Origin of the sequence: Delftia sp. 11MD, from assembly GCF_050907895.1 — a bacterium.
Classification (GTDB): Bacteria; Pseudomonadota; Gammaproteobacteria; order Burkholderiales; family Burkholderiaceae_C; genus Comamonas; species Comamonas tsuruhatensis.
In genome coordinates this window covers 2,764,600-2,789,585 of sequence record NZ_CP194333.1, presented here as the reverse complement: position 1 = coordinate 2,789,585, position 24,986 = coordinate 2,764,600, and the positions used below count along the sequence as shown (strand labels likewise).

The 24,986-nt window shown below is 69.2% G+C and carries 19 protein-coding genes; 5 read left to right on the top strand and 14 right to left on the bottom strand.

Going from position 1 to position 24,986, the window contains the following annotated elements; all coding sequences use genetic code 11:
• Positions 1-98: 98 nt before the first annotated feature.
• Complete coding sequence (locus ACRSCF_RS12565; RefSeq protein ID WP_016446204.1) at positions 99-425, bottom strand: hypothetical protein; 327 nt, start codon at positions 423-425, stop codon at positions 99-101.
• Between the two features lie 135 nt (positions 426-560).
• The gene (locus ACRSCF_RS12560) at positions 561-1,934 is read right to left on the bottom strand and encodes a helix-turn-helix domain-containing protein (protein ID WP_227469556.1); all 1,374 of its coding nucleotides are present in this window, start codon (positions 1,932-1,934) and stop codon (positions 561-563) included.
• Between ACRSCF_RS12560 and ACRSCF_RS12555 the strand changes: the two genes are divergently transcribed.
• Positions 1,933-2,760 carry an isocitrate lyase/PEP mutase family protein gene (locus ACRSCF_RS12555; protein WP_034365980.1) on the top strand — a complete coding sequence of 276 codons (828 nt, stop codon included), beginning with the start codon at positions 1,933-1,935 and terminating at the stop codon, positions 2,758-2,760. The genes ACRSCF_RS12560 and ACRSCF_RS12555 overlap by 2 nt on opposite strands.
• Here ACRSCF_RS12555 and ACRSCF_RS12550 read toward each other — a convergent pair.
• From ACRSCF_RS12550 to ACRSCF_RS12515, 8 genes are all read right to left on the bottom strand, one after another.
• Positions 2,745-3,050 carry a hypothetical protein gene (locus ACRSCF_RS12550; RefSeq protein WP_034365983.1) on the bottom strand — a complete coding sequence of 102 codons (306 nt, stop codon included), beginning with the start codon at positions 3,048-3,050 and terminating at the stop codon, positions 2,745-2,747. The genes ACRSCF_RS12555 and ACRSCF_RS12550 overlap by 16 nt on opposite strands.
• Positions 3,047-4,717 carry a hypothetical protein gene (locus ACRSCF_RS12545; protein ID WP_034365986.1) on the bottom strand — a complete coding sequence of 557 codons (1,671 nt, stop codon included), beginning with the start codon at positions 4,715-4,717 and terminating at the stop codon, positions 3,047-3,049. Before ACRSCF_RS12545 ends, ACRSCF_RS12550 begins: the two co-directional genes overlap by 4 nt.
• Positions 4,714-5,907 (bottom strand): VWA domain-containing protein, encoded by a 1,194-nt coding sequence (locus ACRSCF_RS12540; protein WP_034365990.1) that lies wholly within the window; start codon positions 5,905-5,907, stop codon positions 4,714-4,716. Before ACRSCF_RS12540 ends, ACRSCF_RS12545 begins: the two co-directional genes overlap by 4 nt.
• Positions 5,908-5,954: 47 nt before the next feature.
• Complete coding sequence (locus ACRSCF_RS12535) at positions 5,955-8,399, bottom strand: DUF5682 family protein (RefSeq protein ID WP_034366029.1); 2,445 nt, start codon at positions 8,397-8,399, stop codon at positions 5,955-5,957.
• Positions 8,389-9,513: an ATP-binding protein gene (locus ACRSCF_RS12530; RefSeq protein WP_034365993.1), complete on the bottom strand. Its 1,125-nt coding sequence runs from the start codon at positions 9,511-9,513 to the stop codon at positions 8,389-8,391. Before ACRSCF_RS12530 ends, ACRSCF_RS12535 begins: the two co-directional genes overlap by 11 nt.
• Positions 9,513-12,440, bottom strand: coding sequence for a DUF4132 domain-containing protein (locus tag ACRSCF_RS12525; RefSeq protein WP_244388107.1), 2,928 nt, complete (start codon positions 12,438-12,440; stop codon positions 9,513-9,515). Before ACRSCF_RS12525 ends, ACRSCF_RS12530 begins: the two co-directional genes overlap by 1 nt.
• 23 nt (positions 12,441-12,463) lie before the next feature.
• On the bottom strand, positions 12,464-15,445 hold the full coding sequence (locus ACRSCF_RS12520; protein WP_244388105.1) for a DUF4132 domain-containing protein: 2,982 nt from the start codon (positions 15,443-15,445) through the stop codon (positions 12,464-12,466).
• A gap of 76 nt (positions 15,446-15,521) precedes the next feature.
• On the bottom strand, positions 15,522-18,464 hold the full coding sequence (locus tag ACRSCF_RS12515; RefSeq protein ID WP_244388103.1) for a DUF4132 domain-containing protein: 2,943 nt from the start codon (positions 18,462-18,464) through the stop codon (positions 15,522-15,524).
• A gap of 392 nt (positions 18,465-18,856) precedes the next feature.
• Between ACRSCF_RS12515 and ACRSCF_RS12510 the strand changes: the two genes are divergently transcribed.
• On the top strand, positions 18,857-19,579 hold the full coding sequence (locus ACRSCF_RS12510; protein WP_016451616.1) for an alanyl-tRNA editing protein: 723 nt from the start codon (positions 18,857-18,859) through the stop codon (positions 19,577-19,579).
• 54 nt (positions 19,580-19,633) lie between these two features.
• Here ACRSCF_RS12510 and ACRSCF_RS12505 read toward each other — a convergent pair whose 3' ends face one another.
• Entirely contained in the window at positions 19,634-19,924 is a 291-nt protein-coding gene (locus tag ACRSCF_RS12505; protein WP_034365997.1) for a hypothetical protein, read from the bottom strand.
• 326 nt (positions 19,925-20,250) lie between these two features.
• Here ACRSCF_RS12505 and azu point away from each other — a divergent pair, with 326 nt between their 5' ends.
• A complete protein-coding gene (gene azu / locus ACRSCF_RS12500) occupies positions 20,251-20,709 on the top strand; it encodes an azurin (RefSeq protein WP_016446217.1) in 459 nt (152 codons plus the stop codon).
• A gap of 170 nt (positions 20,710-20,879) precedes the next feature.
• Here azu and ACRSCF_RS12495 read toward each other — a convergent pair whose 3' ends face one another.
• The 3 genes from ACRSCF_RS12495 to ACRSCF_RS12485 form a co-directional block, all read right to left on the bottom strand.
• Complete coding sequence (locus ACRSCF_RS12495) at positions 20,880-21,389, bottom strand: hypothetical protein (protein WP_034366000.1); 510 nt, start codon at positions 21,387-21,389, stop codon at positions 20,880-20,882.
• A complete protein-coding gene (locus ACRSCF_RS12490) occupies positions 21,376-22,713 on the bottom strand; it encodes a hemolysin family protein (protein ID WP_016446219.1) in 1,338 nt (445 codons plus the stop codon). The genes ACRSCF_RS12495 and ACRSCF_RS12490 overlap by 14 nt, the downstream gene beginning before the upstream one ends.
• A gap of 189 nt (positions 22,714-22,902) precedes the next feature.
• The gene (locus ACRSCF_RS12485; protein ID WP_016451613.1) at positions 22,903-23,253 is read right to left on the bottom strand and encodes a hypothetical protein; all 351 of its coding nucleotides are present in this window, start codon (positions 23,251-23,253) and stop codon (positions 22,903-22,905) included.
• Positions 23,254-23,406: 153 nt separating this feature from the next.
• Here ACRSCF_RS12485 and ACRSCF_RS12480 point away from each other — a divergent pair, with 153 nt between their 5' ends.
• The gene (locus ACRSCF_RS12480) at positions 23,407-23,913 is read left to right on the top strand and encodes a hypothetical protein (RefSeq protein WP_026061999.1); all 507 of its coding nucleotides are present in this window, start codon (positions 23,407-23,409) and stop codon (positions 23,911-23,913) included.
• A 128-nt stretch (positions 23,914-24,041) separates the two neighbouring features.
• On the top strand, positions 24,042-24,929 hold the full coding sequence (locus tag ACRSCF_RS12475; protein ID WP_016446222.1) for a class I SAM-dependent methyltransferase: 888 nt from the start codon (positions 24,042-24,044) through the stop codon (positions 24,927-24,929).
• Positions 24,930-24,986: the final 57 nt, after the last annotated feature.

Sequence of the window (24,986 nt, the reverse complement as noted above, 5' to 3'; positions counted from 1 at the left end):
CCATCACCCGCTCCAGCTTTCCTCGCGCACTCTTCATTTGCGCGCGCGGGCCAATCTCTGGACTGAGGAGCAGGCGCCGCCGCAGCGGCGCCGGGGCGCTATCGCACGCCAGGCGATGAACTGCCCATCTCGACTTTCAGGTCCGGGAAGGAGTTGACCATCTGGACCTTGAAGTCAGGGAAAGAGGTGACGATCTGCCACTCTCCGCAACGGTCTGCGGAGGAGTTCACCACCTTGACCTTGAGGTCCGGGAAAGAACTGGTTGCCTGGACCTTGATGTCGGGGAAGGACTGCACGAGCTGGACCTTGCCGTAGAGGCGGATGCCTTTGTAGGTGCAGTTTTTCTTGTCGAAGTCTGCGGCGTGAACGAATGCCGGCAGGGCAAGACAGGCAAAGACAAAGCTACAACGCTGCAGAAGATGCATATGCGAAAAGGGAGTGGGTCTTCGGAAACAAGCCAAGCCGTGGCTTGCGGCCGCCCTATTAGATCATCCTGCATGCAGAAGCCCCTGACGTTTTCGACCGAGCGTCAGCCTGGGGCAAGACCATCCATCCGGCACTCAGGCCATGAGCCCCAGCAGCCAGTCCGCATACTCCACGGTGGCGGGAGTGGTCCCGGAAGGAGGCTTGATGCATGCCGCGCGTGTGGAATTCGCCATGGCGCGTATGTCGCTGGGTGTGTGGCCGAATTTGGCCCGGAATGCGCGGCTGAAGTGGGCCTCACTGGCAAAGCCCAGGCGTGCGGCCACCTCGGCGACACGCAGGCGTCGGTAGGCAGGGTTTGACAGGGCATGGAAGGCCTCTTGCAACCGTCGCTGCTGCACATAGCGCATCACACCCCCCAAAGGTTCGAAAAGGTGGTAGAGCCGGTGACGTGAGATGCCGAAGCACCGGCAAAGCAGCTCGGGCGAGAGGGGAGCGGCCAGGTTTCGTGCGATATGGCGCTTGATACGGTCCAGCATTGCTGCCTGCAATTCAGTCCGAGCCTCGGCCACCGTCCGTAGACTGGGGCGCAGGCAGGCTGCCAGCATCTGGGTAGTGGCATGCACTATGTCGTCAGCCTGCTCCAGGCCGATGGAAGGCAGGCGTCGCTGCAGAGCGCAAAGATGATCTGCCAATAGCCCGGCGAAGATGCTGCTGCCGGTCAACACGGTTCCGTGCAAGCCTGAACTCGATGCACCCATTGCCTGGTCGCCAAGGCTACGGGGCACGATCAACGAGAGCACATGGGAGTCGTCCGCAACGGTATGCTGGCAGCGAGCCATGTCGAAGAAGACCACATCACCTGCTTGCACCGTCAGCTCGTGACCATCGTCACAGCGCCCTGTGAAGCCGCCTCCCCGGTACCACTGCACCAGATAGTGGTCCAGCCCGTCATGAGCCGCGCGTGCATGTCCGCGCGAGAAGCGCTGTGCACCGAAGCGCAGGTCTCCCAAAAGCAATTGTCCCAAGTGGACTGCATCTACCGAGGCGTGGAAGCCGCCGCGCACCGTACCGCGTTCCAGCGGGGTCACATCGAACAGTACAGAGATGCCGCTGCGCCAAGCGTCGAACCTGTCCGCCTCCAGGCACTGCTCGGTGGTGAAGGTGGTGCTCGGCAGGGCTGAGGTCGGAGTCTGCATGTCGAATGATCTGGGCAAAAGAATGCCGTGGTGAAGCCGTCCCTCCGATAGCAGCCAAGGCGTTGCGACACACTCGCCCAGGACGGCTTTCATTTGAGAGCCGCGGCATCGTAACGCAATGTGTGCTGGGGCGAATCGAACTGACGAACGGTAGCCCGTCAAGATGCAACCCAGGCAGTGATGCAGGAAGATGCGCAGAAGTTGGTGCCTCGGCAGGTCCAGCAGCCATTCAGCCTGTGGCGGTGGATAGCGTTCACAGGCCTTGGAGAATCGATGCTTGAGTTTCTCAAGAGTCAAAACGGAGTGTTCCATGACCCCTACCACCGAACAAAAACGTGCCAGCTTCCGGGCCCTGCACCGCCAGGGCTGCTTTGTACTGCCCAATCCATGGGACGCCGGCAGCGCCCGCATGCTGCAGGGCCTGGGCTTCAAGGCGCTGGCCAGCACCAGCTCGGGCCATGCATGGTCGCTGGGCCGGCCCGATGGCGCCATCTCGCGCGACATGACCCTGGCGCATCTGCGCACCCTGGTCGCGGCCACCGACCTGCCCGTGAACGCGGACTTTGAAAGCGGCTTCGGCCTGGGTCCGCAGGAGGTGGCAGAGAGCGTTCGCATGGCCTTGGACACCGGCGTGGCAGGGCTGTCCATCGAGGATTCGACAGGCGATGCGGCCAACCCCTTGCGCAGCATCGAGGACGCCGTGGCCCGGCTGCGCGCCGCCCGCGCTGCCATCGACGAGGCAGGCGGTAGCACCTTGCTGGTCGGGCGTGCGGAGAATTTCTTCGTGGGCCGGCCCGATCTCGACGACACCATTGCCCGGCTCAAGGCCTATGCCGAGGCCGGCGCGGACTGCCTGTACGCACCCGGCATCCGCAGCGCCGAGCAGATCCGTGCCGTGGTGGCGGCCGTGGCACCCAAGCCGGTGAATCTGCTGATCGGAGGGGCCAGCGAATGGAGCCTGCAGGATGCCGAGGCCATGGGCGTGCGCCGCATCAGCGTGGGCGGCGCACTGGCGCGCGCAGCCTGGGGCGGCTTTCTGCATGCGGCGCGCTCCATTGCCGAGACGGGGCGCTTCGACGCGTTCGCCCAGGCCATGCCGGGCGCCGAGCTCAATGGCTTTTTTCAGGGCAAGGACTGATCCGAACCGGCCTGCAGCCGCTGCGCGGTCATGACCCAGACCGCGATATCGAGCAGGGCGGCCGCGCGCTCCACCGGCGCGAGCTGCGGGTCCAGCACGCCGTCCATCAGCCGTGCCAGGGCGGACCAGCCCAGCAGTGCGGCCTGATCGGCCCAGGCCCGGCCTGCGGCCAGCAGCGGTGCGCCGGCACCCACCAGGCCTGCGGCCTGCATATCGGCCAGCCAGACCTGGCCCTGTGCCAGCCAATGGCGCAGCGGCGCCTCGGCGTTTTCGTTCGGTGCCGTGCTCATGGCTGCTTCTCCCTGCTGCCCTGCGCTGGCGGCGGCTTCCAGGCCGTGCTGGGATGGTGCCAGTCCGTACTGTCCCGCCAGCGCACCGATGCCACGGCCATCTGCAATCGCCCGGCCACGAATTCCACGCGGCCAAAGACCTCCTGCAGCACCCGGCCGCACGCCAGCTCCCGGCGCAGGGCCTCGCCCGCCCTGCCCTGCATGCCGTGCAGATCACCGGCCAGGCATATGACGGGGCCGGAGGTTGGCAGCTGCGGTTGCAGCTCCATCGTCCAGCGCTGCAGCAGCAGGTCAGTCTGCGGCAGGCCGCTGCCGCTCACCTGCCATCGCGCCCAAAGGGGCGGCTGCTGGCGCCAGGGGTCTGCATGCAGCTCCTGCAGATGGCGGCGCAGCAGGACCTGGGGGTCGTCGGCCCCCGGCAAGGGGCCGGCCGCCTGGGCCGCCACCATCCGGGTGGCATCCCGCGCCGAAAGGCGGCCGTCGTCGCTGACCCAGCCGTCCACCAGCACATGAGGACCTTGCAGCAGCTGCCTTGCCGTGAGGCCGCCCAGGGTTTCCGATTCCAGCGCCTGGGCAGGCTCCCATTGCGGATCAAAGCCCTCAGCGCGCGATGCCGACCAGGTCAGGAACCGGCCGCTGGCCGCATCCTGCAAGTGCACCGAAAAACCGCGCTGCCCTCCGCGCGCCAGCCACAGCTCGGCCGCCACGGCATGCAGACACAGGCCTTGTACGCGCCGGTAGCTGCGCCTATGCACGCCAGCCAGCTCCTGCAGGGGCCGAGGCAGGGGTTGCTGGGCCAGGCCGCGCAGCAGCATCCACAGCGCGGCCAGCAGGGGCGCCACGCGCTCGGCCGCGCCGGCACGGCCCGAGCGCTCGTCGCGCAAGGCGCGCACCAGCAGGTTGAGCACGCTGGCGGGGCGCGGCAGGTCGGCCTGGCGCAGTTCGGTGGACAGTGCCTCGCCCTGATCGAGGAAGGCCGGGCTCATGCCGGCACGGCCCTGCAGCACCCAGCCGGTCAGCCAGAGCCTCACCTGCGCCAGGCGCTGCAGTGCGCCGGCTTCCAGCGCATGCGCAGGCAGCTCGGGCATGGGTGCGCCCGCTGCGCGCCGGGCCTGCAATGCCACCAGGGCGCGGTGCGCGCAGGTGGCGGCCTTGCAGTTGCAACTGGCCGCCGCCAGGCCGCCAGCACGCGGCAGGCGCACGGTCACTTCGTCGGGATTGGAGAGTTCACCGACCAGCGCGGCCGGCGTCTCTTCCAGCACGGCCTCGAAACCCTGTGCCATCCAGCGCAGGGCCTTGCGCTGGGCAGCGCTGCCGAAGGCCCGCGCCACGGCCTCGGCATCGCCCTCCAGCCATGGCGCGATAGGGGCCTGTGCTGCCTCATCGGCCGCCACTCCGCTGGCCAGGCGCGCGCGCAGGCCCAGCAGCAGGGCGCACAGATGGTGGCAGGGTCCATACGCGGGGCAGCTGCATTGCAGCGTGGCAAAGCCCGCACCCGCCAGGGTCTGGACATGGCCTTCGATATCGGCCCGGGCATGGCTGGCATCCAGCTCCCAGGCCGCCGCATCCAATGTCGCCAGGGCCTTTGCGCCGCGCTTGAGCAGGCCCTTGTTGGCCCAGTCGGCAATGGCGTCATCGTCCAGGGTGCGAAGCCATTCCTGCATCATGAGGATCGCCCTCCCTGCATGGCACGGGCCAGCCAGTCCACCAGATGGTCGGGCGTCATGGCGCCGATCTGCGCACCGCGTTCCACCAGTTGCGCAGCCAGGTCCCGGTCGTAGTCGGGATGGGCGCGGCGATCCAGGGCGGCCAGCACCAGCACGCGCGCACCGCTGGCGATCAGCCGCTCGGTCTCGGCGATGACGCGGGCCTCGTCATGGCCTTCGTAGAGATCGGTGATCAGCACGACCACGCTGCGGCGCGGCGCGCCCAGCTGCCCGGCCGCATGCGCCAGGGCGGCACCGATATTCGTGCCTCCGCCCAGTTGCGCGCCCAGCAGCAGTTCTTCGGGCGCATGCAACTGGCCGGTGACATCGGCCACCTCGTCGGCGAACAGCAGCACATGGGTGCGCAAGGCGCGCACGCGCGCAAAGATGCTGCCCATGACGGCGCTGTGGATGACGGATTCATGCATGGACCCGCTCTGGTCCACCACCAGCCACAGGTCCCAGGTCAGGCGCTGCGCCTCGTTCTCCCTGAAGAACAGGCGCTCCAGCACCAGCACCTGCTCCTCGCTCTGGTAGTGGCGCAGGTTGTGGCGCAGGGTGCGCGGCCAGTCCAGATCGCTCATCTGCCCCTGGCCCCGGCCACTGCGGCGCCTGCGCCGCCGCCCCAGGGCCGAGTGCACGCGCGAGGACAGCCGTGCCTGCAGATCGGCCACCACACGCGCCACCAGCCGGCGGGCCTCGGCCAGCACCTGCACGGGCAGGCTGGCGCGCACGGCCATCAGCGCGGCCACCAATTCAATGCTGGGCGTGGCCTGGGCCAGTACCTGGGGGTCGCCGAGCAGGCCGTGCAGCCCGTAGCGCGACAGCGCATCACGCTGCAGCGTTTCCACGGCGCTGTGCGGAAACAGGTCGCGCACCTCGCCCAGCCAGTGCACGGCCTGCGGCTCGGGCACGCCGCTGCCGCCCTGGCGCGCGGACAGCCCGCCCGTGCCCTGCCAAGCGTCGGTGCCTGCACCGTCGGGCTGCTCGCGCAGGCGGTGCTCGCGCTGGTAGAGATAGTCCAGTGCCGCGTCGCGGCGCGCATCGGCGTCATCGAGCGGCTGCGCGGCAGCCAGGGGCTGGGCCGCCTCGGGCCCGAGGATGAGGCGCCAGCGCCGCAGGGTGGCGGCATCGATTGCCTGTTCCTGCATTGGCGGCTCGTGCATTGGCAGTTTGTGCATTGGCGGATCTTCCCGGCTCATGACAGTCCCCAGGGTTGCAGCAGCCGGCCCACCTGGGCCGCCAAGGCGCGGCTGTGCGCCAGGGCCTTGTCCGATGGCAGGTGCACGCAGGCCAGCGTGATTGCGCCGGGTGGCGTGGCCGCGCCCGACAAACCGGCCAGCCGCCCGGCCAGCTGCCGCAGTTCGGCACGGGTCAGCTGGGCAAAGGCCAGCCGCAAGGCGGGCAGGCCGGCCAGGAAGGCGTCTTGCGGCCAGTGCGCAATGCCGTCGCTGAGCAGGCGCAGCAGCGGCGGATGACTGAGCAGCCAGCCCTTGGCCACGCGCACAAAGCCCTGCAGGTACTCGCCCATGGCGGCAGCATCGACCTGCGCCAGGCCCAGCATGGCGCGCAGGGCGGCATCGGTCTGCGCAATCTGCCAGCGGCCGGCCATGCTCAGGATGCCGGCGGTGGCGCCGCGCACGCGCGCAGGCGTGCTGCCGGCTCCTGCCTCATGCAAGGCGGCACAGGCATCGTGGAACAGGCCGGCGTCGGCCCAGGGCGCGTGGCGGCAGACCATGCCGTGCAGATCGGCCAGGGCATCCAGGGCCTGTGCCTGCTGGGATGCAACGCCCTCGCCCAGCCAGGGCAGGCGCAGGCAGGCCTGCGCAAAGCAGCGCCGCAGCAGCGGCAGCAGGCGCGCCAGGCCCACGCCGCCCAGCGCATGGCGGGCCTCGTAGGCCAGGGCCAGGCAGCCGGTGGCGCGGGCCAGGGCCAGGGCGTCGTGGCTGCGCTCCATCCAGGCCTGCACGGTGTCCAGCACCTGCTGGGCAATGCCGTCCAGGCCCATGACCAGCACTTCCAGCACGCGCTGCGCCGGCTCGGTGTCGGCGGTCTGCGACAGCCGCTCCAGCACGCGGTGGACAGCGGCCTCTTGCAGGCTGGAGCCGTGGCGCATGGCCTCGGTGAGTGCCACCGTGGTCTCGACCTGCCAGCCCAGCGTCCAGACCTCGCGCACGCGCGCCAGGCCGGTGCCCGCCACAAAGTCCGGTCCCGCCAGGCATTGCGCATAGGGCACGCCCAGGTAGCGCAGCCGGTGCAGTCCCTGCGACAGGCGGCGGTGACGGGCGCTGCGGTAGATGTCCAGCTCCTTGCGCACGGGTGCGGCAGGCCGCACGGGCAGGCGGTGGCGCAGGCAGAAGGCCTGTACATCGACCAGCAGCGGGGCGGCCGGCGCGTTGGGTGGCAGCTGGCCGTAGTCGTCGGCGTCCAGCAGCCATTGACCAGTCTGCTGCCCGGCCTGCGGCTCCATAGGCTGCGGACGCAGGGCCTGGGCATGCTCCTTGAACACGGCGCTGTCCAGCGCTTCCAGCAGCTCGGCCCGGCCGCCGTGGCAGGCGCGCAGTGCAGCCAGGCCATGGGCCAGGCGCACGGCCTCTGCCGCGTCGGGCAGGCTGGCGGGCAGGCCCCGGGCACGCAGGCCGTTCACGGTGCGTGCCGCCATCTCGGGCCAGGCCTGGGCATCGGGTTGCGAGGCGCCCTGCTCCAGCGCCTGCCAAACGCCCTGGTAGTAGCCGGGCATGGGCATGCCGGCCGCGTAGCCGCTGGCACGCTCCAGCCGCTGCAGCGTGTAGGGGATGAGATGCACGCCCACATCGATGGGCTGACCGGCCGCAGCCGGACGCTCGGGCGCCGACAGGCCAGCGGTGATCCCAGCCACGATGCCCGCCACATGAAAGCCGCCGCAGACCACCAGGCAGCGCCCGCCTTCGGCCAGGGCCTTGCGGACCTGGGCGGCCATGTGGGCCTCGCGAGCCCTGTCTTCGGCATCAGGGCCCGCGCCGCCCGCTGCCTCGTCCCGCTCGCGCAGCAGCTGGCTGAAGGCCAGCACGCCGGCAAAGTACGCCTGGGGCGAGGCGTCCTCATTGCCCGATTCGTAATGCCGGTCCCACCATTCGTCGAAGTCTCGGCAGCCGCCGGCCTGGATGAGGCCGGCCAGCACGTCGGGCGCGCGCCGCGAGGGTTCGTCGGCCAGCAGGGGTTCGGGCGCGCAGGCGAAGTAGTCCAGCTGCGCGGCCTGGGCCAGCCGCGCCGCATAGGGCAGGTCGATGAAGCGCACATGGCTGCGCAGCCGCACCGCCTCGCGCAGGGCCACCCATTCAGGAGAGAAGGCCGCAAAGGGCACATAGCAGCGGCAGCGCCAGTCGTCCTCCAAAGCGCCATTCGAGCCATTCGTTTCATGTGCGCCATCGCCGCCTGCCACGGTCGCATGCAGGTAGGCCGCCAGCGGTGGACGCGCCTGGGCGTGCTGCAGCGCAGGCAGCAGGGCATCGAGTTCGCCCGGGCCTTCGATCAGCACGTGGGTGGGCTTGAACTCGCGCATCAGCGCGCGCAGGTGATGGGCGCAGCGCGGGCTGTGGTGGCGCACGGGCACCAGGCGCAGCTGCGGCAGCGGCGCCAGCCACGCGGCAGCGTCAGTGCTCACGGCCGCCTGCGACAAAGTCCTGCCAAGCCGGCTGCCCTGCACGCTGGCGTGCCACCACGCGCAGGTATTCGGCGAAGCGGCGGCGATCCTCGTCGTCGTCCTTGATCACCGTGCCCAGCAGGTGGCGCGCCAGGTGGGCCGGACCCACGCGCTCCTGCCCGAAGTACCAGCACTGGCAGGCGGCGTTGAAGGCCACGTCGATGGCCTCGGCCGTGGACAGCACGGTGCCCGGCCGCTCCACGGCCGTGCCCTCCACGCTGCCGCTGCGCAGCTCCTGGAAGGCCGTGGCCAGCAGGGCCAGCACATCGGGCGCGACGGTGGTGCCGATGCGCTGCTGCGCCAGTGCGCGGCCCACCTCCTGCCCTATCAATGCGGCCTGCGCGGCCACGCCTTCGAGCGGGCGCATGGTCTCGAAGTTGAAGCGGCGCTTGAGCGCGGCCGACATCTCGTTGACGCCGCGATCGCGCAGGTTGGCCGTGGCAATCACATTGAAGCCCGGCCGTGCCAGCAGCCAGGGCTGCTCGTGCTTGAGTTCGGGAATCTGCAGCAGCCGGTCGGAGAGCACGGGCACCATGCAGTCCTGCACTTCGGTGGAGCAGCGCGTGATCTCCTCGAAGCGCAGCAGCCGCCCTTCGCCCATGGCGCGGTGCAGCGGGCCGGGCACCAGGGCCTCGGGGCCGGGGCCGTCGCGCAGCAGCAGGGCGTAGTTCCAGCCATAGCGGATCTGCTCCTCCACCACGCCGGCACCGCCCTGCACGGTGAGCTTGCTGTCGCCGCTGATGGCGGCGGCCAGCAGCTCGGACAGCAGGGATTTGGCCGTGCCCGGCTCGCCCACCAGCATCAGGCCGCGCTGGCCGGCCAGGGTGACGATGGCGCGCTCGACCAGGGCATCGTTGCCGTGGATCTTGCGGGCGATTTCGGGGCCGCCGCCATCCGGGGCCGGGCCGCCCAGGATGAAGCGCCGAACGGAGCGCGGGCTCAGGCGCCAGCCGTCGGGGCGCGGGCCCTGGTCGGCGGCCTGCAGGGCCGCAAGTTCCTGGGCGTGGGCCATCTCGGCCGGCAGCCGCTGGGCGGCAGGTTCCGGGGCGGGTGCTGCAATGCGTTTGGTGGCCATCAGTCGCTCTCTTTGGTGCTGGCCGATTTGGCGGCGATGGCCGCGAACTGCGCCATCAGCGTGGCCTGCAGCGCGCGCGGCCACTGCTGCGGCTGCAGCCGGGGCCAGCGGCCATCCTCGCCGCGGTGGCTGCTGTCATAGACCACGGCGTGGGCGATGTCCACGCGGTGGTCCAGTTCCATGAACGGCATGTAGCGCCCGTGGTGAAGCTCGATGTACAGCTGCGGGCCCGCCAGGTCCAGCCTGTGCTCGTAGATGCCGGGGCCGTCTTCCACGGGGCCAGGGCGGTAGTTCCACTTGGCCAACAGGCCGGACAGCGCGCCCTGGCGTATCTGCAGCGGGCCGGCAGGGTGCAGGGCATGGTTCTTCCACTGGCTGGCGTCGGGCAGTTGCGCACCCGCGCCCAGCTGGTCGATCAGCGGCTGCAGCTCGTAGTCGGCCAGGCAGGTGCGCCAGGCCTCAACCTCGCCCGCTGCGGCATCGACCGGATGCCAGAGCAGCACCTGCGCATCGTCGGGCAGCTCCACGGCATCGTCTGCGGCATCGAGCAGGGAAAAGTCCTCGGCAATGCGAAAGCTGGCGCCCTGCTCCAGCCGCCAGATCAGGGTGCGGCCCATGATGCGCAGCAGGGGATGCTGCAGGAACAGGCGGCGCCAGCGCGGGACGGACCAGCGCTGTCCCGTCATGAAGGCGGTACCCATGCGCGGCGCCTGCTGCTTGGCGATGGCCTTGACGCCAGCGGCAACGGTCTTGAATTCGGCCTGTGCCGCATTCCACTGAAGGCGCAGCGATTCGTCCTTGAGCGCAGGCAGGGTCTTGGAGGCCTTGCCCTTGTCGCCCACCACGCGCAGGCTCAGGTCGCCCTGCAGCTGCAGGCGGTAGCGCTGCGGGCCCACCTCCAGCACCAGGCCTTCGCCGCCCAGGCCGAAATCGGGCGTCAGCTCGTCATACAGCTCGATCAGGCTCAGGCCGCGCCGCTGGGCGGCTGCCTCCAGCGCGTCATGCGCTGCCGCAATCACCAGGTCCTTGAGCTTGCGCGAGGTGGACAGGGTCTGGACCTGGGACAGCGCATACAGCGTGTCCAGCGCACCGAGCTGCTCCACGGCGATGATGGCGCGCAGCTTCTTGCTCCAGCCCCAGGCCTTCACGGCGGCCACCAGGGTCTGCACCAGGCGGTCGTCGACATGGCCGTTGGCCAGTCGCAGCGCCCAGCGCGCCTTGGGCTCGCCCTCCAGGGCCACCCAGGCATTGACCAGGTGCAGGGACAGCTGGGCGCGGCTTTCGGCCGGCACATGGGCCAGCAACTGCTCCACCAGCGGCGGCAGCTCTTCCTCGGCCGTGGCCACCAGATGCAGCACGGTGCGGGCCGCATGCTCGGACAGCGGCGCGAACAGGGCCAGGGTCTCTGGCTGGTCATAGGCCTTGATGCTGCTGGAAAAGCGCTTGAAGCGCGCCACGCGGGCCTCCAGTGCGTCAAGCGGCACCCGGCCCCCCTCCCCCTGCGCCACGGTCAAAGCACCCGGCACTGGGACGCCCAGGGCCAGCAGCCGGCCCTCGACCATGCTTTCGGAGCCCAGGTCCAGGCCCGTGCGCAGCAGCGCCTGCAGCAGCGGCGCGACCCCGGGATCGGGGTGGACCAGCAGGATGTCGCGGCAGGCCAGCTGCATCGCCTTCTCGCGCCGCTGCAGCCAGGCGTTGGACTCGAAGACAGCGCCTACGGCCTGCGCATCCAGTCCCTGCATGAAGCGCGCCACCGCTTCGCGCAGCGCCCGCGAGCTGCTGGCAGCCAGCAGTTCGCCCAGCAGGGGCAGCCGGGCATGCAGCATGGCCGGGTCCAGCTGCGCCAGCAGCGGGGCCAGGCGCACGGTGGGAATCTCGCGCAGGTAGTCGGGCTGCTCGGTCAGCATCTGGTTGAGCAGGCCGATGAAGGGCTCGATCCGCGATTTCTGCAATATGCAGCGCAGCAGATGGGGCAAAAGCTCCGGGTAGCGTGCCTTCCAGATCTGCTGGGCGACCACCGCATCGAAGTGGTACTTGGGCTGCCATCCTTCGATCCAGGCGACGAAGGGCGCGGCATCCTCCCGCACCAGGCGGTCGAAAATGGGGATGAAGTAGTCGGCCGGCTCATGGTCCGCCCTGCCCAGCAGCAGGTTGACCAGTTCCAGGCGCCGCTGGGCATCGGCGCCCAGGTCCCAGCGCAGCGCGATCAGGCCCGGGTCTTCGTTGATGGGCTTGTCGTCGAACCAGTCGGGATGGCGGCGGTAGAAGTCGTACCAGGGCGCGCAGCGCTGCGGGTGCGGAACGTCGCTGTGCCGCGTCATGTAGACATCGCGGATGTCGGCATAGAGCGCGCCGCCGCGCTCGGCCAGCTCCATCAGGTCCTGGTCGTCCAGGCTGCCCAGCAGCAGCTTCCAGTCGGCTCTGTCATACCCGCCACCGGACTGGACGTTCAGCTCTGCGGCCCAGTCCAACAGCTGCATCACCCGTTCACGGCTGATGCCCGGGTACCAGAGCCAGCCGAACATGTCCAGGATGCGGATTTCACGGTAGTCGTTGTCGCCGTCCGGCGCAGGTGGACGGGCCAGGCTGGCGCGCGCCATCTGCTCGAACTCGGCCGCAAGCTCGGGGCTGTGGCGTGGAATGTCGCCGTCCAGGCTGCCGTCGATCCTGCACCCGAAGGGGATGGTCTGCCGCGCGAAGGCCAGCCACAGGTCATGGTCATGGGTCCAGGGCAGATCGAAGTTGCCCAGGGCGCGGATGGGGTTGGAATAGTCGTCGAAGGCCTTGCGCGTGAAGGCGCCCACTTCGTCATGCCGGCCCGCGCGCATGCGGCTGGCCAGCACCTGGACCAGTTCGGCGGGTGGCAGCGAGGCGCTCAGTTCCTCGAGCGTGGCCTGGTCGGTGTGTTCTAGGGTCGAAGAGTTCATGGATTCAGGGGTTCTGGAGGGAGTCAAACCTGGGCTGCAGCCGCGCCCGCAGCGCGCGAGGCCAGGGCCTGGAGCATGGCGCACAGCGATGCCTGCAGCGGCAGCGGCCATTCGGCCGGGGGCAGCAGGCGGTCGGTGGCCATGTCGCGCAGGGCAAAGCCTTCGATGTCGATCTCATGGCCGGGCTCGTAGTACGGCATGGCCGCGCTGTGCAGCAGTTCCACGCGCCAGCGCTGCACGGCAAAGTCCCGCAGGTGCAGGTAGATGCCGGGGCCATCGCACACGGGGCCGGCATGAAAGCGCCATGGCCCTGCCAGGCCGTCCAGCGCCTGCTGCGCGAGCCGTATCGGTGCCAGGGGCTGCAGCAGTTCCTGCTGCCACTGGCTGGCCAGCGGCAGGTCGGCGGGCGCATCGACCTGCTCTATCAAGGCCTTGAGGCCGTAGTCGGCCAGGCATTCGCGCCACTGCGCACGCTCCTGTTCGGTGGCCTGCGCGGGGTGCCACAGGGCGATGCGGCCCTCGGCCGGCAGTTGCACCACGTCGCTCTCGGCATCGACCAGGGACAGGTGCTCGGCAATGCGCAGGCTGAACGGCTGGCCGGCCGCGGGCTCCACCCGCCAGACCAGGCCCTGTGCCACCACGCGCAGCAGCGGGTGTTCCAGGAAGAGGCGGCGCCAGGTGGCCAGCGGCCAGTGCCGGCCCAGCATCAGGCAGGACTGCAGGCGCGGCGCCTGCTGCTGCAGCACGGCCTTGATGCCCTTGGACAGCGTCTTGAGCCGCGCGGCGGCCGCATACCACTCCGTGCGCAGGCCCTCGTCGTCCAGGGCCGGCAGGCTGCGCACCAGCTTGCCGGCCGGCGTGCGCAGGCGCAGCGACAGGTCGCCCTGCAGCAGCACGTCATAGGTCTGCGCGCCCACCTGCAATTGCACGCCCCGGCCCAGGTCGAAGTCCGGGGTCAGCTCGTCGCCGAGGTCGGCCAGCGCCATGCCGCGCCGCGTGGCGGCCTCGGCCAGCACGGCCTGCGCGGCGGCCAGCACGCTGGGCTTGAGGGTCTTGCCGGTGGCCAGGGCCTGCACGCAGGACAGGGCATAGACCGTGTCGAGCCGGCCCAGCTGCTGCAGCGCGACCACGGCGCGCTCCTTGCGCGTCTTGTGCCAGGCCAGGGCGGCCGAGGACAGCACATCGACGATGCGGTCGTCCGCCGCGCCGGGCAGCAGCTTGAGCACCCAGCGCGATTCGGGCGCGCCATCGGCAGCCACCCAGTGCTGGACCAGAGCCAGGGCCAACCGCGCACGGTTCTCCGCGCCGGCCTGGGCCAGCAGCTGGTGGGCCAGCGCAGGCAGCTCCTGCGGGCTGGTGGCCGCCAGGTGCAGCAGCGCGCGCGCGGCCTGGGCCGACAGGGGCGCGAGCAGGTCCAGCAGCGCCGGCTGGTCCAGCGCGGCAATGGCGGGCGACAGGCGCTGCAGGCTGGCGGCCTGGGCTTCAAGCTCTGCCAGGGAGCCGGCATCGCTGCCCGCTGGCATGGCCTCGCCGCCAGGTGACCCGGCTGCGTCCGCAACCGGGGCTGCGGCACCCAGATCCTTCAGTCGCGCCTGCACCGGGCCTTGCTCGGCCACGTCCAGCAATCCACCGGACAGCAGTGCCGACAGCAGGCTGCCAGACGCCGGATCAGGATGGGCCACCAGCACATCGCGGTAGGCCAGCACCAGGTTCTTGTTGGGCTTGGCCAGCCAGCCGGCGGCCTGGGGCGCATCCACGGGCAAGGCAGACAGCGCCCGTGCCAGCGCCGCACGCAAACCCTTGGAGGCACTGCCGGAGGCGGCCTTGCCCAGTTGCGGCAGCAGCCGCTGCAGCGTGTCCACGCGCAGCGCGGGCAGCAGGTGCGTGAGCGGGCCGGCGGCCAGCCGGGCCAGGTCGCCAGGGCGATCGGCAAGCAAGGTTTCGGCCACCGGGGCGTAGCCGGCGCGGTCGGATTCGTGCTTGCAGCCGTCTGCGCAGGCCGGCAATAGCAGCGGCAGCAGGGCCGGCCACCGGGCTTCCCACAGCCGCTGCGCCACGGCGGGATTGATCGCCAGGTGGCCCAGTTGCTTGAACCAGGCGGCCAGGGGCGCAGCGTCGGTCTGCAGCATGCACTCCACCAGGGCACGGTCATGCGGCCAGTCATAGTCCGAGGCAAAGCACAAGGCCTTGAACAGGTCCTGGGCCAGCAGGTCGCGGCGCGCGGCATCGGCCGTCTCCCAGCGCGATGCGATCAGCACGGGCTCGGGCAGGCGCAGCTGGTCAAGCACGGCGGGGAATTGCGCAAAAAAATCCCGCCACAGCGCCCAGCGCTGCGCTGCAGGCCGCGTGCGCTGCAGCGGCAGCTGGCGTTGGACGATGTCGCGGCTGAGCTGGCCGCCGCCGTCCTCGATGGCCATGGCCAGCAGTTCGGGCTCGGGCAGCTGGTGCAGCAGGTGCTGCCAGTGGCAGTAGTACTGCGCGCCGGGCGCAATGCCGGCCTTTGCGCTCAGTTCCCGCGCCCAGCGCAGCAGGGCGGTGATCTCGGCACTGGACATGCCTTCATGGCCCAGCACGCCAAACACCTGCCTGAGCACGAGGTCGTAGCCATCGCGCAGTCTCCAGGGCTGGTGGCTGCGGCTGCCCCTGTCATCCAGCCAGGCGCGGGCCAGTGCCGTCAGCTCCGCGGTCAGCTCGGCACTGCGCCGGGGCACGCCCGGGTTGCCCCCATAGAACTGTCCCAGCGGAAGGCTGATGCGCGCCAGCGTTAGCCACAGCGCGTGGTCACGCTGCCAGGGCGCATGCTCGCCGGGCAGCTGGCGCAACCGCTCCTGGCACAGGCTGCTGCTGTCGCGCAGGAAGTCCGCCACCTCGGCATCACGCCCCTGGGCCAGGCGCTTTGCCAGTTCGGCGGCAAAGGCCGGCATGCCCTCGCGCCCGGCCGGCGCGGCCGTGTGCAGTTCGTACAAAGCCTGCAGGGGAAGCGCTGCTGTCTCGTTGTTGCTCATGGTCTGTGGAGTCTTCGGTGATGGGCGATCAGCCGGCCAACGTTTCAAGGGAGCAAAGGTTCACAAAGACAAGGGCTCAGGCAGCCGCCTTGGCCGCCAGGGCCAGCCACTGGCCTTGCAGCGTGGCCAGCAGCGGCTTGGGCAGCCGCGCCGGGTCGGCGCTGGCCCCGTAACCCTTGCTCAGGTCGTGCACGCGCAGGCCTTCCACGGCCACGGGCAGGCCCAGGTCCAGGTAGGGCGGGAAATAGCCGTGCGACAGCTCCAGGCTCAGCTCCAGCGCGGGCAGGCGCCACACATGCTCGTTGATGCTGGGGCCATCGCCCACGGGGCCGGGCCGGTAGCCGAACTTCTTGAGCATGGCGCCGAGCTGCTCCTGCGCCAGCGTGATCGGCGCGGGCGGCAGCAGCATGCCGTTCTTGAACTGGCTTGGCGCGGGCTGCTCGGCGCAGGCGCCCAGCTGGTCGACCAGGGGCTCCAGCTCATAGTCGGCCATGTAGGCCTGCCAGGCCTCGCGCTCGCCGGGCTGGGCCGTGGCCGGGTGCCAGAGGCTGATGCTGCAGCCTGCCGGCAGGGCCACGGTTTCATCCTCCACATCGACCAGCGAGAAATCCTCGGCCAGGCGGAAGCTGGTGCGCGCCAGGCCCGGCGCATCCTCTGCGCGCCAGATCAGGCTGCGCCCCACGATGCGCAGCAGCGGGTGGGCCACGAACAGCCGCTGCCAGCGATCCAATGGCCAGCGCTTGCCGCTGACCAGGGCCGCCAGCATGCGCGGCGCCTGCTGCTTGACCACGGTCTTGAGGCTGGTGGCCAGGGTCTTGAGCTGCGCGGTGGCCGCCTCCCATTCGGGCTTGAGCGCCTCGTCCTTGACCGCAGGAATGGTCTTGCTGGCCTTGTTTTTGTCGTTGAGGACGCGCAGGCTCAGATCGCCCTGCAGCTCCACGCGGTAGCTGTGCGGCCCGACCGTGACCGTCAGGCCCTGGCCCAGGCCGAAGTCGGGGGTCAGCTCGTCGAAGAGCTCGGGCACGCTCATCTTGCGGCGGGCAGCGGCGGCACGCAGGGCGCTGCGCGCCGTGCGCTGCACCTGGTCCTTGAGCGAGCGCGATTCGGAGATCTCCTGCACGCGCAGCAGAGCGTAGAGGCTGTCCACCTCGCCCAGATGCTCGACAGCGGCGGCCGCGCGCTGCAGGCGCGGGCGGTTCCAGGCCTGGACGGCGGCCACCAGCGCATCGACCACGCGGTCATCGGCATGGCCGGGCAGCAGCCTGAGCGCCCAGCGCTGCTTGGGTTCGCCCTCGGAAGCAATCCATTGCTGCACCAGGGCCAGCGCCAGGCGGGCACGGTTGTCGGCCGGAATGCGCGCCAGCAGCTCGCCGGCCAGCGGCGGCAGGCCGCCTTCGGCAATGGCGGACACATGCAGCAGCACGCGGGCCGCGTGCTCGGACAGCGGCGCGCACAGCGCCAGCAGCTCGGGCGTGTCGAAGGGCTTGATGGCCGCGCTCAGGCGCTTGATGGAGGCGAGCTGGGCTTCCAGGTCCACACCGCCAGCGGCAGACGCTGGCGATGCGGCATCCGCCTGGCTTTCTTCCGATGCCGAGGCGCCCTGCCCGGTCAGGCCCAATTGGTTCAGCCGCTGCTGCACGCTGCTGGCCGAGGCCGCATCCAGCTTGCCGCCGGCCAGCAACTGCGCCAGCAAGGGACCGACGGCGGGGTCGGGGTGGGCCAGCAGCACGTCGCGGCAGGTCAGCAGCAGGTTCTTGGGCGGCTTGTTCAGCCAGCCGGCATCCACCAAGCTGGCCAGCGGAATATGGGCGGCCAGGCCGGCCATGGCGGCGCGCAGGCCCTTGGCGCTGCTGCCTGCGATGAGCGGGGTCAAGGTGGGCAGCGTGGCCTTCAGGCTGGCGGTGTCGAACGCGGGCAGCACATTGACCAGGTCCTTGACAGGCACCTCGGCCAGATCGGTCGGTCGGCGGGTCACCAGTTCGCGGATCGCGCTGCGGTAGCGGCGCAGCTCGTCCTCGCGGTCGCAGTGCTGGGCAATGGCCGGCAGCAGCAGGGGCAGCAAGGCGGCATCGTCCTGCTTCATGACATGCATGGCCAGCGCCAGGCTGATCCGATAGCCGCCGTTCTCACGCAGCTGCCTGGCAAAGGGCGCGGGATCCTCGGCCACCAGGCGGTCCAGCAGCTGCAGCGCACGGGTACGCTCCCCGCCCTGGGCATGGCCCAATTGGCCCATCAGGGTGCCCGCCAGTTCCTCACGCCGTGGGGCATCTGCGCTGGCCCAGCGCTGCTCTATCAGGTCCGGTTCGCCTATGTAGGTCTGGTCATACAGCTCGGGATGCGCGGCAAAGAAGCCCATCCAGGACTTCCAGCCCTGCCCCTTGGGCTGCTTGGGTTGGCGCTCTTCGCGGTAGTGCACTATCACATCGGCGAACAGCTTGCCGCCCACGGCGGCGTAGCGCTGCAGGTCGGCATCGTTCAGCTGGGCGATCAGCCGCTTCCAGGGCGCGTGGTACTCGGTGTCGGGCTTGTACTCACCTTCCTTGCGCAGGGCCAGCGTCCAGTCCAGCGTGGCCGTCACTTCCTCGTAGGGCATGCCTGGATAGCAGAGCCAGGGCACCAGGTTGCCCAGCACCATGCCTATGCCTTTGAAGACCGGCAGATCCGCGCTGCGGGCATGGGCCAGCCATTGCTCGGCCATCACGCGCACTTCGGCGGCCACCTTGGCATTGGTCAGCTTCTCGCTGAGCCCTGCCGGCGCATGGCCGCGCGGCACCGTGAGCCGTGCCAGGGCCAGCCAGCGCTCACCGTCATGTGTCCAGGGCGATTCGCTGCTGTTCAGGCGCCCCAGCATGTAAAGGCAGCGCTCCTCGCAATCACGCAGGAAAACCTGCACCTCATCGGCCCGCCCGTCATGAAGCCGGGCATCAAGTTCGGCGGCAAAGGCCTCTTCGCTGAGGCCTTCGTCCAGCCGGTCATAGAGATCGCTCAGGGAAGCTGCGTGAAGATCGGTAGTGCTCATAAAGATGAGGAGATGAACAATGTGGGCAGCCGCAAACCGGGGCCTGCCGGGATGGAGACGGGGGTGGAGCCTGCACGGGATGGACGCAAAGGTTCTTGATCCATTCGGACAGTTCCTCGGAAAACTCACAGATTCATGCCCTGCGTATGTCGTCAGCTTCGGAAAAATCTGTAGCGCCGTCGGCAAGGAATGCGCCATTGTTCAGCGGCACGCGCGCGGCGCGGGCGCCGATCTTGTCAGGTCGCGGACCCGGGCACTTGACAGGCTGTCAAGCAGCCGACTGCCACCGCTGCGGGCCATGGACTGTACTGGGGACTTTTCGCCCAGGCGTACTGCCCGGCCCCGCCATGCCGCCGATACCATGGACCGCGACATGACCCCGGAGACACCCCATGCCCATGCCCCTGTCCCAGACGCACAAGCTCTTTGACGACGACGCCTACCTGGACCGCTGCGAAGCCACCGTGATCGCGGTCAGCCCCGAAGGCATCGAGCTGGATGCCACGGTCTGCTATGCCCGCAGCGGCGGCCAGGCCGGAGACACCGGCACGCTGATCCTGGCCGACGGACGCAGCCTGGCGGTCATCGACACCGTCTATGCCGATGACCGCCAGCGCATCCTGCATGTGCTGCAGACCGATGCGCCGCCCCAGGTCGGCGAGCGCGTGCAGGTAGCCATCGACTGGGACAGGCGCCACCGTCTGATGCGCCTGCACACCTGCCTGCACCTGCTGGGCGTGCTGGTGCCCGTGCCCGTGACGGGCTGCAGCATCTCGCCGGACTCGGCACGCCTGGATTTCGACCTGCCTGAATCCACGCTGGACAAGGCCGATCTGACGGAGCGCCTGAACGCCCTGATCGCCGCCAGCCATGCCGTGAACGTGGACCGCATCACGCCCGAGCAATTGGCCGCCCAGCCCGACCTGGTACGCACCGCAGGCGCGGCGCCCCCGGGCGGCACGGCGACGATCCGCATCATCGACATCCCCGGCCTGGACCGCCAGCCCTGCGGCGGCACGCATGTGCGCAGCACGGCCGAGATCGGCACGGTGGCCGTCACCAAGATCGAGAAGAAAAGCCGCACCAACCGGCGCGTGGTCGTGCAGTTCGCCTGAGGCCTGCCAGACCTGCCAGACCTGCCTGGCCTGCCTTGGCTGCCGCCCCGCGCCTCAGGACATCCAGGACCTGGGCGCCGAGGGGCCACCCGGCTCACGGGACCCCTCGCCGCCCGGAGCCACCCCTTCTGGCTGGCTGCCGGACTTTCGCATCAGCTGCAGGATCTGATCGAGCTTGTCCTGCTCGACGGCGATCGAGTGCAGCCTGAACAGCACGTACGGAATGAGGACGCTGGCACAGGCCATGCCCGCCAGCGCCGTCTGTTGCTGGGAGCTGTCGACGAAGAACGCCGTCAGCAGAAAGATGGCGCCAATGACAGCGCCTATGAAAACAATCACTCTCATAAACCCCCTCTATGTTCCGCAATCGTACCCAAATGTGACTGAGGTGAGTAGAGGCATGCGAGCTGTGGGGTTGCCCGTCGCCAAAAGACGACGGACGGCAAGTGATTCCCGGCGACAGCCACCGCGCATACCCTGCCGGCGTGACGCCATACCGCATGCTTGGAGCGCAGGTCTTCGAACTGTTTTGACTTGATTCAAATCAACCCGCCCTCCCCCATCCTGTCTATGCTGGAGGCAGCCATACAAAGCATCCATGGCGACAGACCGCCTGCCGGTCCATGGCCACCGGATGCCAGCCACCTCACCCGCTTTTCAAGGAGAAAACAATGGCAATGCAATGGAAACCCGTCCTCTTGGCCCTCGCAATGACTGCCGTCGCCGCGCCTGTGCTGGCCGCCGACTGCGCCGTCGAGATCGAAGGCAATGACGCCATGCAGTTCAACAAGCCCACCATCAGCGTGCCCGCCAGCTGCAAGCAGTTCACGGTCAAGCTCAAGCACGTGGGCAAGCTGCCCAAGACGGCCATGGGCCACAACTGGGTACTGAGCAAGACGGCCGACCTGCAGCCCGTGGCCAATGACGGCATCGCCGCCGGCGCCGCCAAGGACTTCGTGAAGGACAAGGACGCCCGCGTGATCGCCCACACCAAGGTGATCGGCGGCGGCGAGACCGACTCCGTGACCTTCTCCACCGCTGCCCTGAAGGCGGGCGAGGCCTACAGCTACTTTTGCTCCTTCCCCGGCCATTCCGCGCTGATGAAGGGCACGCTGACGCTGGCCAAGTAAGCCGGCGATCTGCCTTGGCCCGGGACCTTGCGCCCCGCGCCCTACCCGGCGGCACTTCGGTGCCGCTTGTCGTTTCCGCCCCTCACATTTGCGGGACCGGGCAAGCCACGCTTGCCTGGCCTGCCGGTCCCTGCCGATGCATGCCGATCCGTGCCGTTGTGCGCTGCCTCTCAGTGCCGGCTGGCGGTCCTGCCGTGCGGGCGGCCCTGCATTTCCATGCAACCCTTTTGCATCAGGCGCAGCAGCAGCTGGGTCCAGCTGGCGTCGGCCCATTTGGTGCTTTCCAGCACCAGGGACCGTGCCGACTGCAGGCCGTCGCCGGGCTGCAGCTCCACGCGGAAACTGCCGCGTTCACGCTGGGACGTGACGGCCACCACGCTGCCCAGCAGGGCGATATCGAGGGAAGGGCGCGGGCCTTGCGGGCCGTCCAGGTCCACGCGCAGCACGCAGCCGGGGCGAAGTTCGTAGGTCCAGCGGTGGTCGGCATGGCCGGCCGCGCCCATGGCGTTCATTTCGGCAAGCCGCTGCTCCTGCGTCATGTCGTAGGGGCTGATGATGGGCGCCTGCTGCTGCGGGTAGCCCTGCACGCCGTCCAGGCAGGCGGCCATGAAGACCACGGCCGCCGCGCATGCCAGCAGTTTCCAGGCGCAGCGCGAGGCCCGTCGTTCAACGCGGTGCATGGGCTGCTCCTGCGTCTTCGTCGCCGGGCACCTGCAGCGACACGTCCACGCGCATGGCCAGCACCTTGTCGATGGCCTTGCCGTCCATGTCCACCACCTCGAAGCGCCAGCCTTCCCATTGCACGGTGTCGGTGACACGCGGCAGCCGGCCCGTGAGCAGCATGACCATGCCGGCCAGCGTGTGGTAGCGGCCGCGCTCTTCCTCGGGCACGGTGGCCAGCTCCAGCCGGTCCTTGAGCTCGGGCACGGGGATGTGGCCGTCCAGCAGCCAGCTGCCGTCCTCGCGCTGCAGCGCCCAGGAGTTGCGCGGATCGCGGGGCTGGAATTCGCCCGTGATGGCCTCCACCAGATCCTGCAGGGTGACGATGCCCTGGACCTCGCCGTACTCGTCGATCACGAAGGCCATGTGCACGTCGGACAGCCGAAAGCTCTCCAGCAGCTCCATGCCGGTGATGGTCTCGGGCACATAGAGCGCGGTCTGCATGGGCTGGTCGGTCAGGCCCTGATCCTTGCCCTGCAGCGCGCGCGACAGCCACTGGCGCGCGTTGAGCACGCCGATGATGGAGTCCATGCCGCCGCGCACCACGGGAAAGCGCGCGTGGTCGGACTGCTCGATCACGCGCAGGTTGTCCTCGAATGGCGCATCGGCATCCAGGCAGACCACGTCGCTGCGCGGCACCATCAGCGAGCCGATCTGGCGGTCGTCAAGGCGGAACACGTTGCGCACCATGGTGTGCTCGTGCGATTCGATGACGCCGGCCGTCGTGCCTTCGGCCAGCATGGCGTGGATCTCTTCCTCCGTGACGGCGCTGCCGCTGTTTTCCTTGACGCCCAGCAGGCGCAGCAGCGCATGGGTGGACACGGACAGCAGCACCACGAAGGGCTTGGTCAGATGGGCCAGCCAGTTGACTGGGCGTGCGATCAGGCGCGCAAAGGTCTCGGGATAGGTCTGGCCGATGCGCTTGGGCACCAGCTCGCCGACGACGATGGAGAAATAGGTGATCAGCACCACCACCAGCGCCGTGGCCGTGTAGCCGCCATAGGGCGCGGGCACGCCCAGGCGCTGCAGCCACTCGGCCAGGGGAGCGGCCAGCGCGGCCTCGCCGACGATGCCGTTGAGCACGCCGATGGAGGTGATGCCGATCTGGATGGTGGACAGGAAACGCGTGGGGTCGGCCCCCAGCTGGGCGGCTGCGGCGGCGCCGGCGTCCCCCTCGTCTATGAGTTTTTGCAGGCGAGCCTTGCGCGCCGTCACCAGCGCGATCTCGGACATGGCGAAGACGCCATTGAGCAGGATCAGCGCAAAAAGAATGGCAATTTCCATGATGCTTGTTCTGGGAACCGGGAGCCGCCGCTGCGGCAAAAAGGGCCCATGCTGCGCTGGGTCCGGAGAGATTGGAAGCGATAGGCCAGCCCCGCAGACAGGGCATGCCGGACAGGACCCGGCGAACGGCGTGGATGCCGCATGCGCCGACCCGGCGGAGCCAACGGCCCCGGCAGGTCGCAAAGGGGATCAGGCCGCCCGGGGAGGCCGGTCGGGCGGGGCCAGGCTGCGCCACGGTCCTTCGCGAAGGCTGCTGGCGACATGGCGATCGGCCTGCAGCCGGGGGGCATCCACGCCATCGACGGCATGCATGACATCGGGGAGGTCCTGCTGATCGTCCATCAGCGCATGGTCGAAGTCATCGAGCAGGGAGGCCGTGTCCACCAGCGGCGCTGCCGTGCGCTGCACGCTGGCGCAGGCGGCGCCGGCCGGCTCGCAAGCGGCCCCCGGCAGGGCCCGCCATGGCACAAGCCCCAGCGTGGACAAGGCCACGCTGACGACGAAGTGCAGGGAAAAAGCCACGATGAACCATCTGGACATGGTCCGGGGATTTTATCCATGCGCCGCACCCGCGGGCAGGCACCGCGCCTGCCCACCGCTGCCTGCCACTGTCCACGGCTGTTCGCCGTTTCCTACAAGCGGCGCGCCGGCGCCGTGGAAACATGCGCCACGGCCCACTCTCCGCCCTTTGCCATGAAAGCACTCCATACCCTTTTCACCGTCGTGCACGCGCTCATCGCCCTGCTGTTTTCGCTGGCGGCCATCGCCCTGCTGTGGATTGCAGGCCTCAAGGGCTGGAATGCCATGGCGCATGGCGTGGATGGCGATTCGGGCCTGCGCATCGTCGAGGCGCTGGGCATTCTGGCCTCGGGCGTGGTCGCGCTGCAGATCGCCCAGACCATCACCGAAGAGGAGGTCATACGCGAGGCCCATATCAGCGGCCCCACGCGCGTGCGCCGGTTTCTCTCGCGCTTTCTGGTGGTGCTGGTCGTGGCCCTGGCCGTCGAAGCCCTGGTCGCTGCCTTCAAGACGCAGGAAGAGCCGGCCCACCTGCTCTATCCCGCCGCCCTGGTCAGCGCCGTGGGTGTCCTGCTGCTGGGCTGGGGTGCCTTCATCCACCTCAACCGCTCCGCCGAGGAGCTGGAGCCAGAGGCCATGGAACAGGCCAAGGGCGAGGACCACAAGGTGAACAAGGATTGATGGCAGGCAGCTTCCCTTCGGGTTGCCTGCATTCGTGCGAACAGGCCCTAATATGGGTATCAGCCCTTGAAGCAATTCATGGAAGGTGGATGCCGCCCGCCCCGGCCGGCAACGCACAGGAGCCCGCCATGCCCGAATCTCTTGCCCCGACGGCCGCAACGGCCTTGCCCGACGCGCAGCCCTCCTCGCCACGCCAGGAAAAACTGTCCGATGTCAGCGAGACCTTGCGCATTCCACTGGCCGCACGCGCCCTGGGCGAGCGGCTGTTTCCCGGCATGGCCGTCAGTGACGCCCACGCCTTGGACACCCTGACCCAGCTGGGCGACGACGGCAGCCGGTGGCTGCAGGACCGGCAGAGCATCTACGGCGTGCTGGCGCGCACGCACTGCTTTCGCGCGCTGGCGCAGGACTTCTTGCAACGCCAGCCGCAGGGCCATGTGGTGAACCTGGGCTGCGGCCTCAGCGACTATTTCCAATGGCTGGACAACGGGCAGATGCACATGACGGATGCGGACCTGGGACCGGTGACCGCGCTGCGCAGGCAGCTGCTGCCCCGGCAATCGGAGCGCCAGGAGATCCGCGAATTCGACCTGGCCGATGCCGACTGGTGGCAGCGGCTGGGACTGCCAGCCGACAGGTCCGGGCCTGCGGTGTTCATGATGGCCGAGGGCGTTTCCATGTACCTGCAGCCAGAGCAGATGCAGGCGCTGTGGACCACGTTTGCGCAACGCAGCCCGCCGGGCTCGGAGCTGGTGTTCGACGCCATGTGCTGGCTGGCGGCCGGGCGCGCAAGCCAGCACCCTTCGGTCCGGCTCACCCAGGCCCAGTTCCATTGGGGCCTGCGCCGCGAGGCCGATCTGGCGCAAGCCCATCCCCGCCTGCAGCTGGTGGCCGCGCACCAGGTGATGGAAGGCTACGGCCCGCCCTACTCGCTGGTGGGGCCGGCATTCCGCTGGACCTTTGGCGTGCACTTCTATGCCATCTACCAGCTGAAGTCGGTCGAGACGGCGGCTTAGGCCGATTGCGCAGCCGCAACGAAAGATGCCCGGTCAAGCCGGGCATCTTTGCTTGAA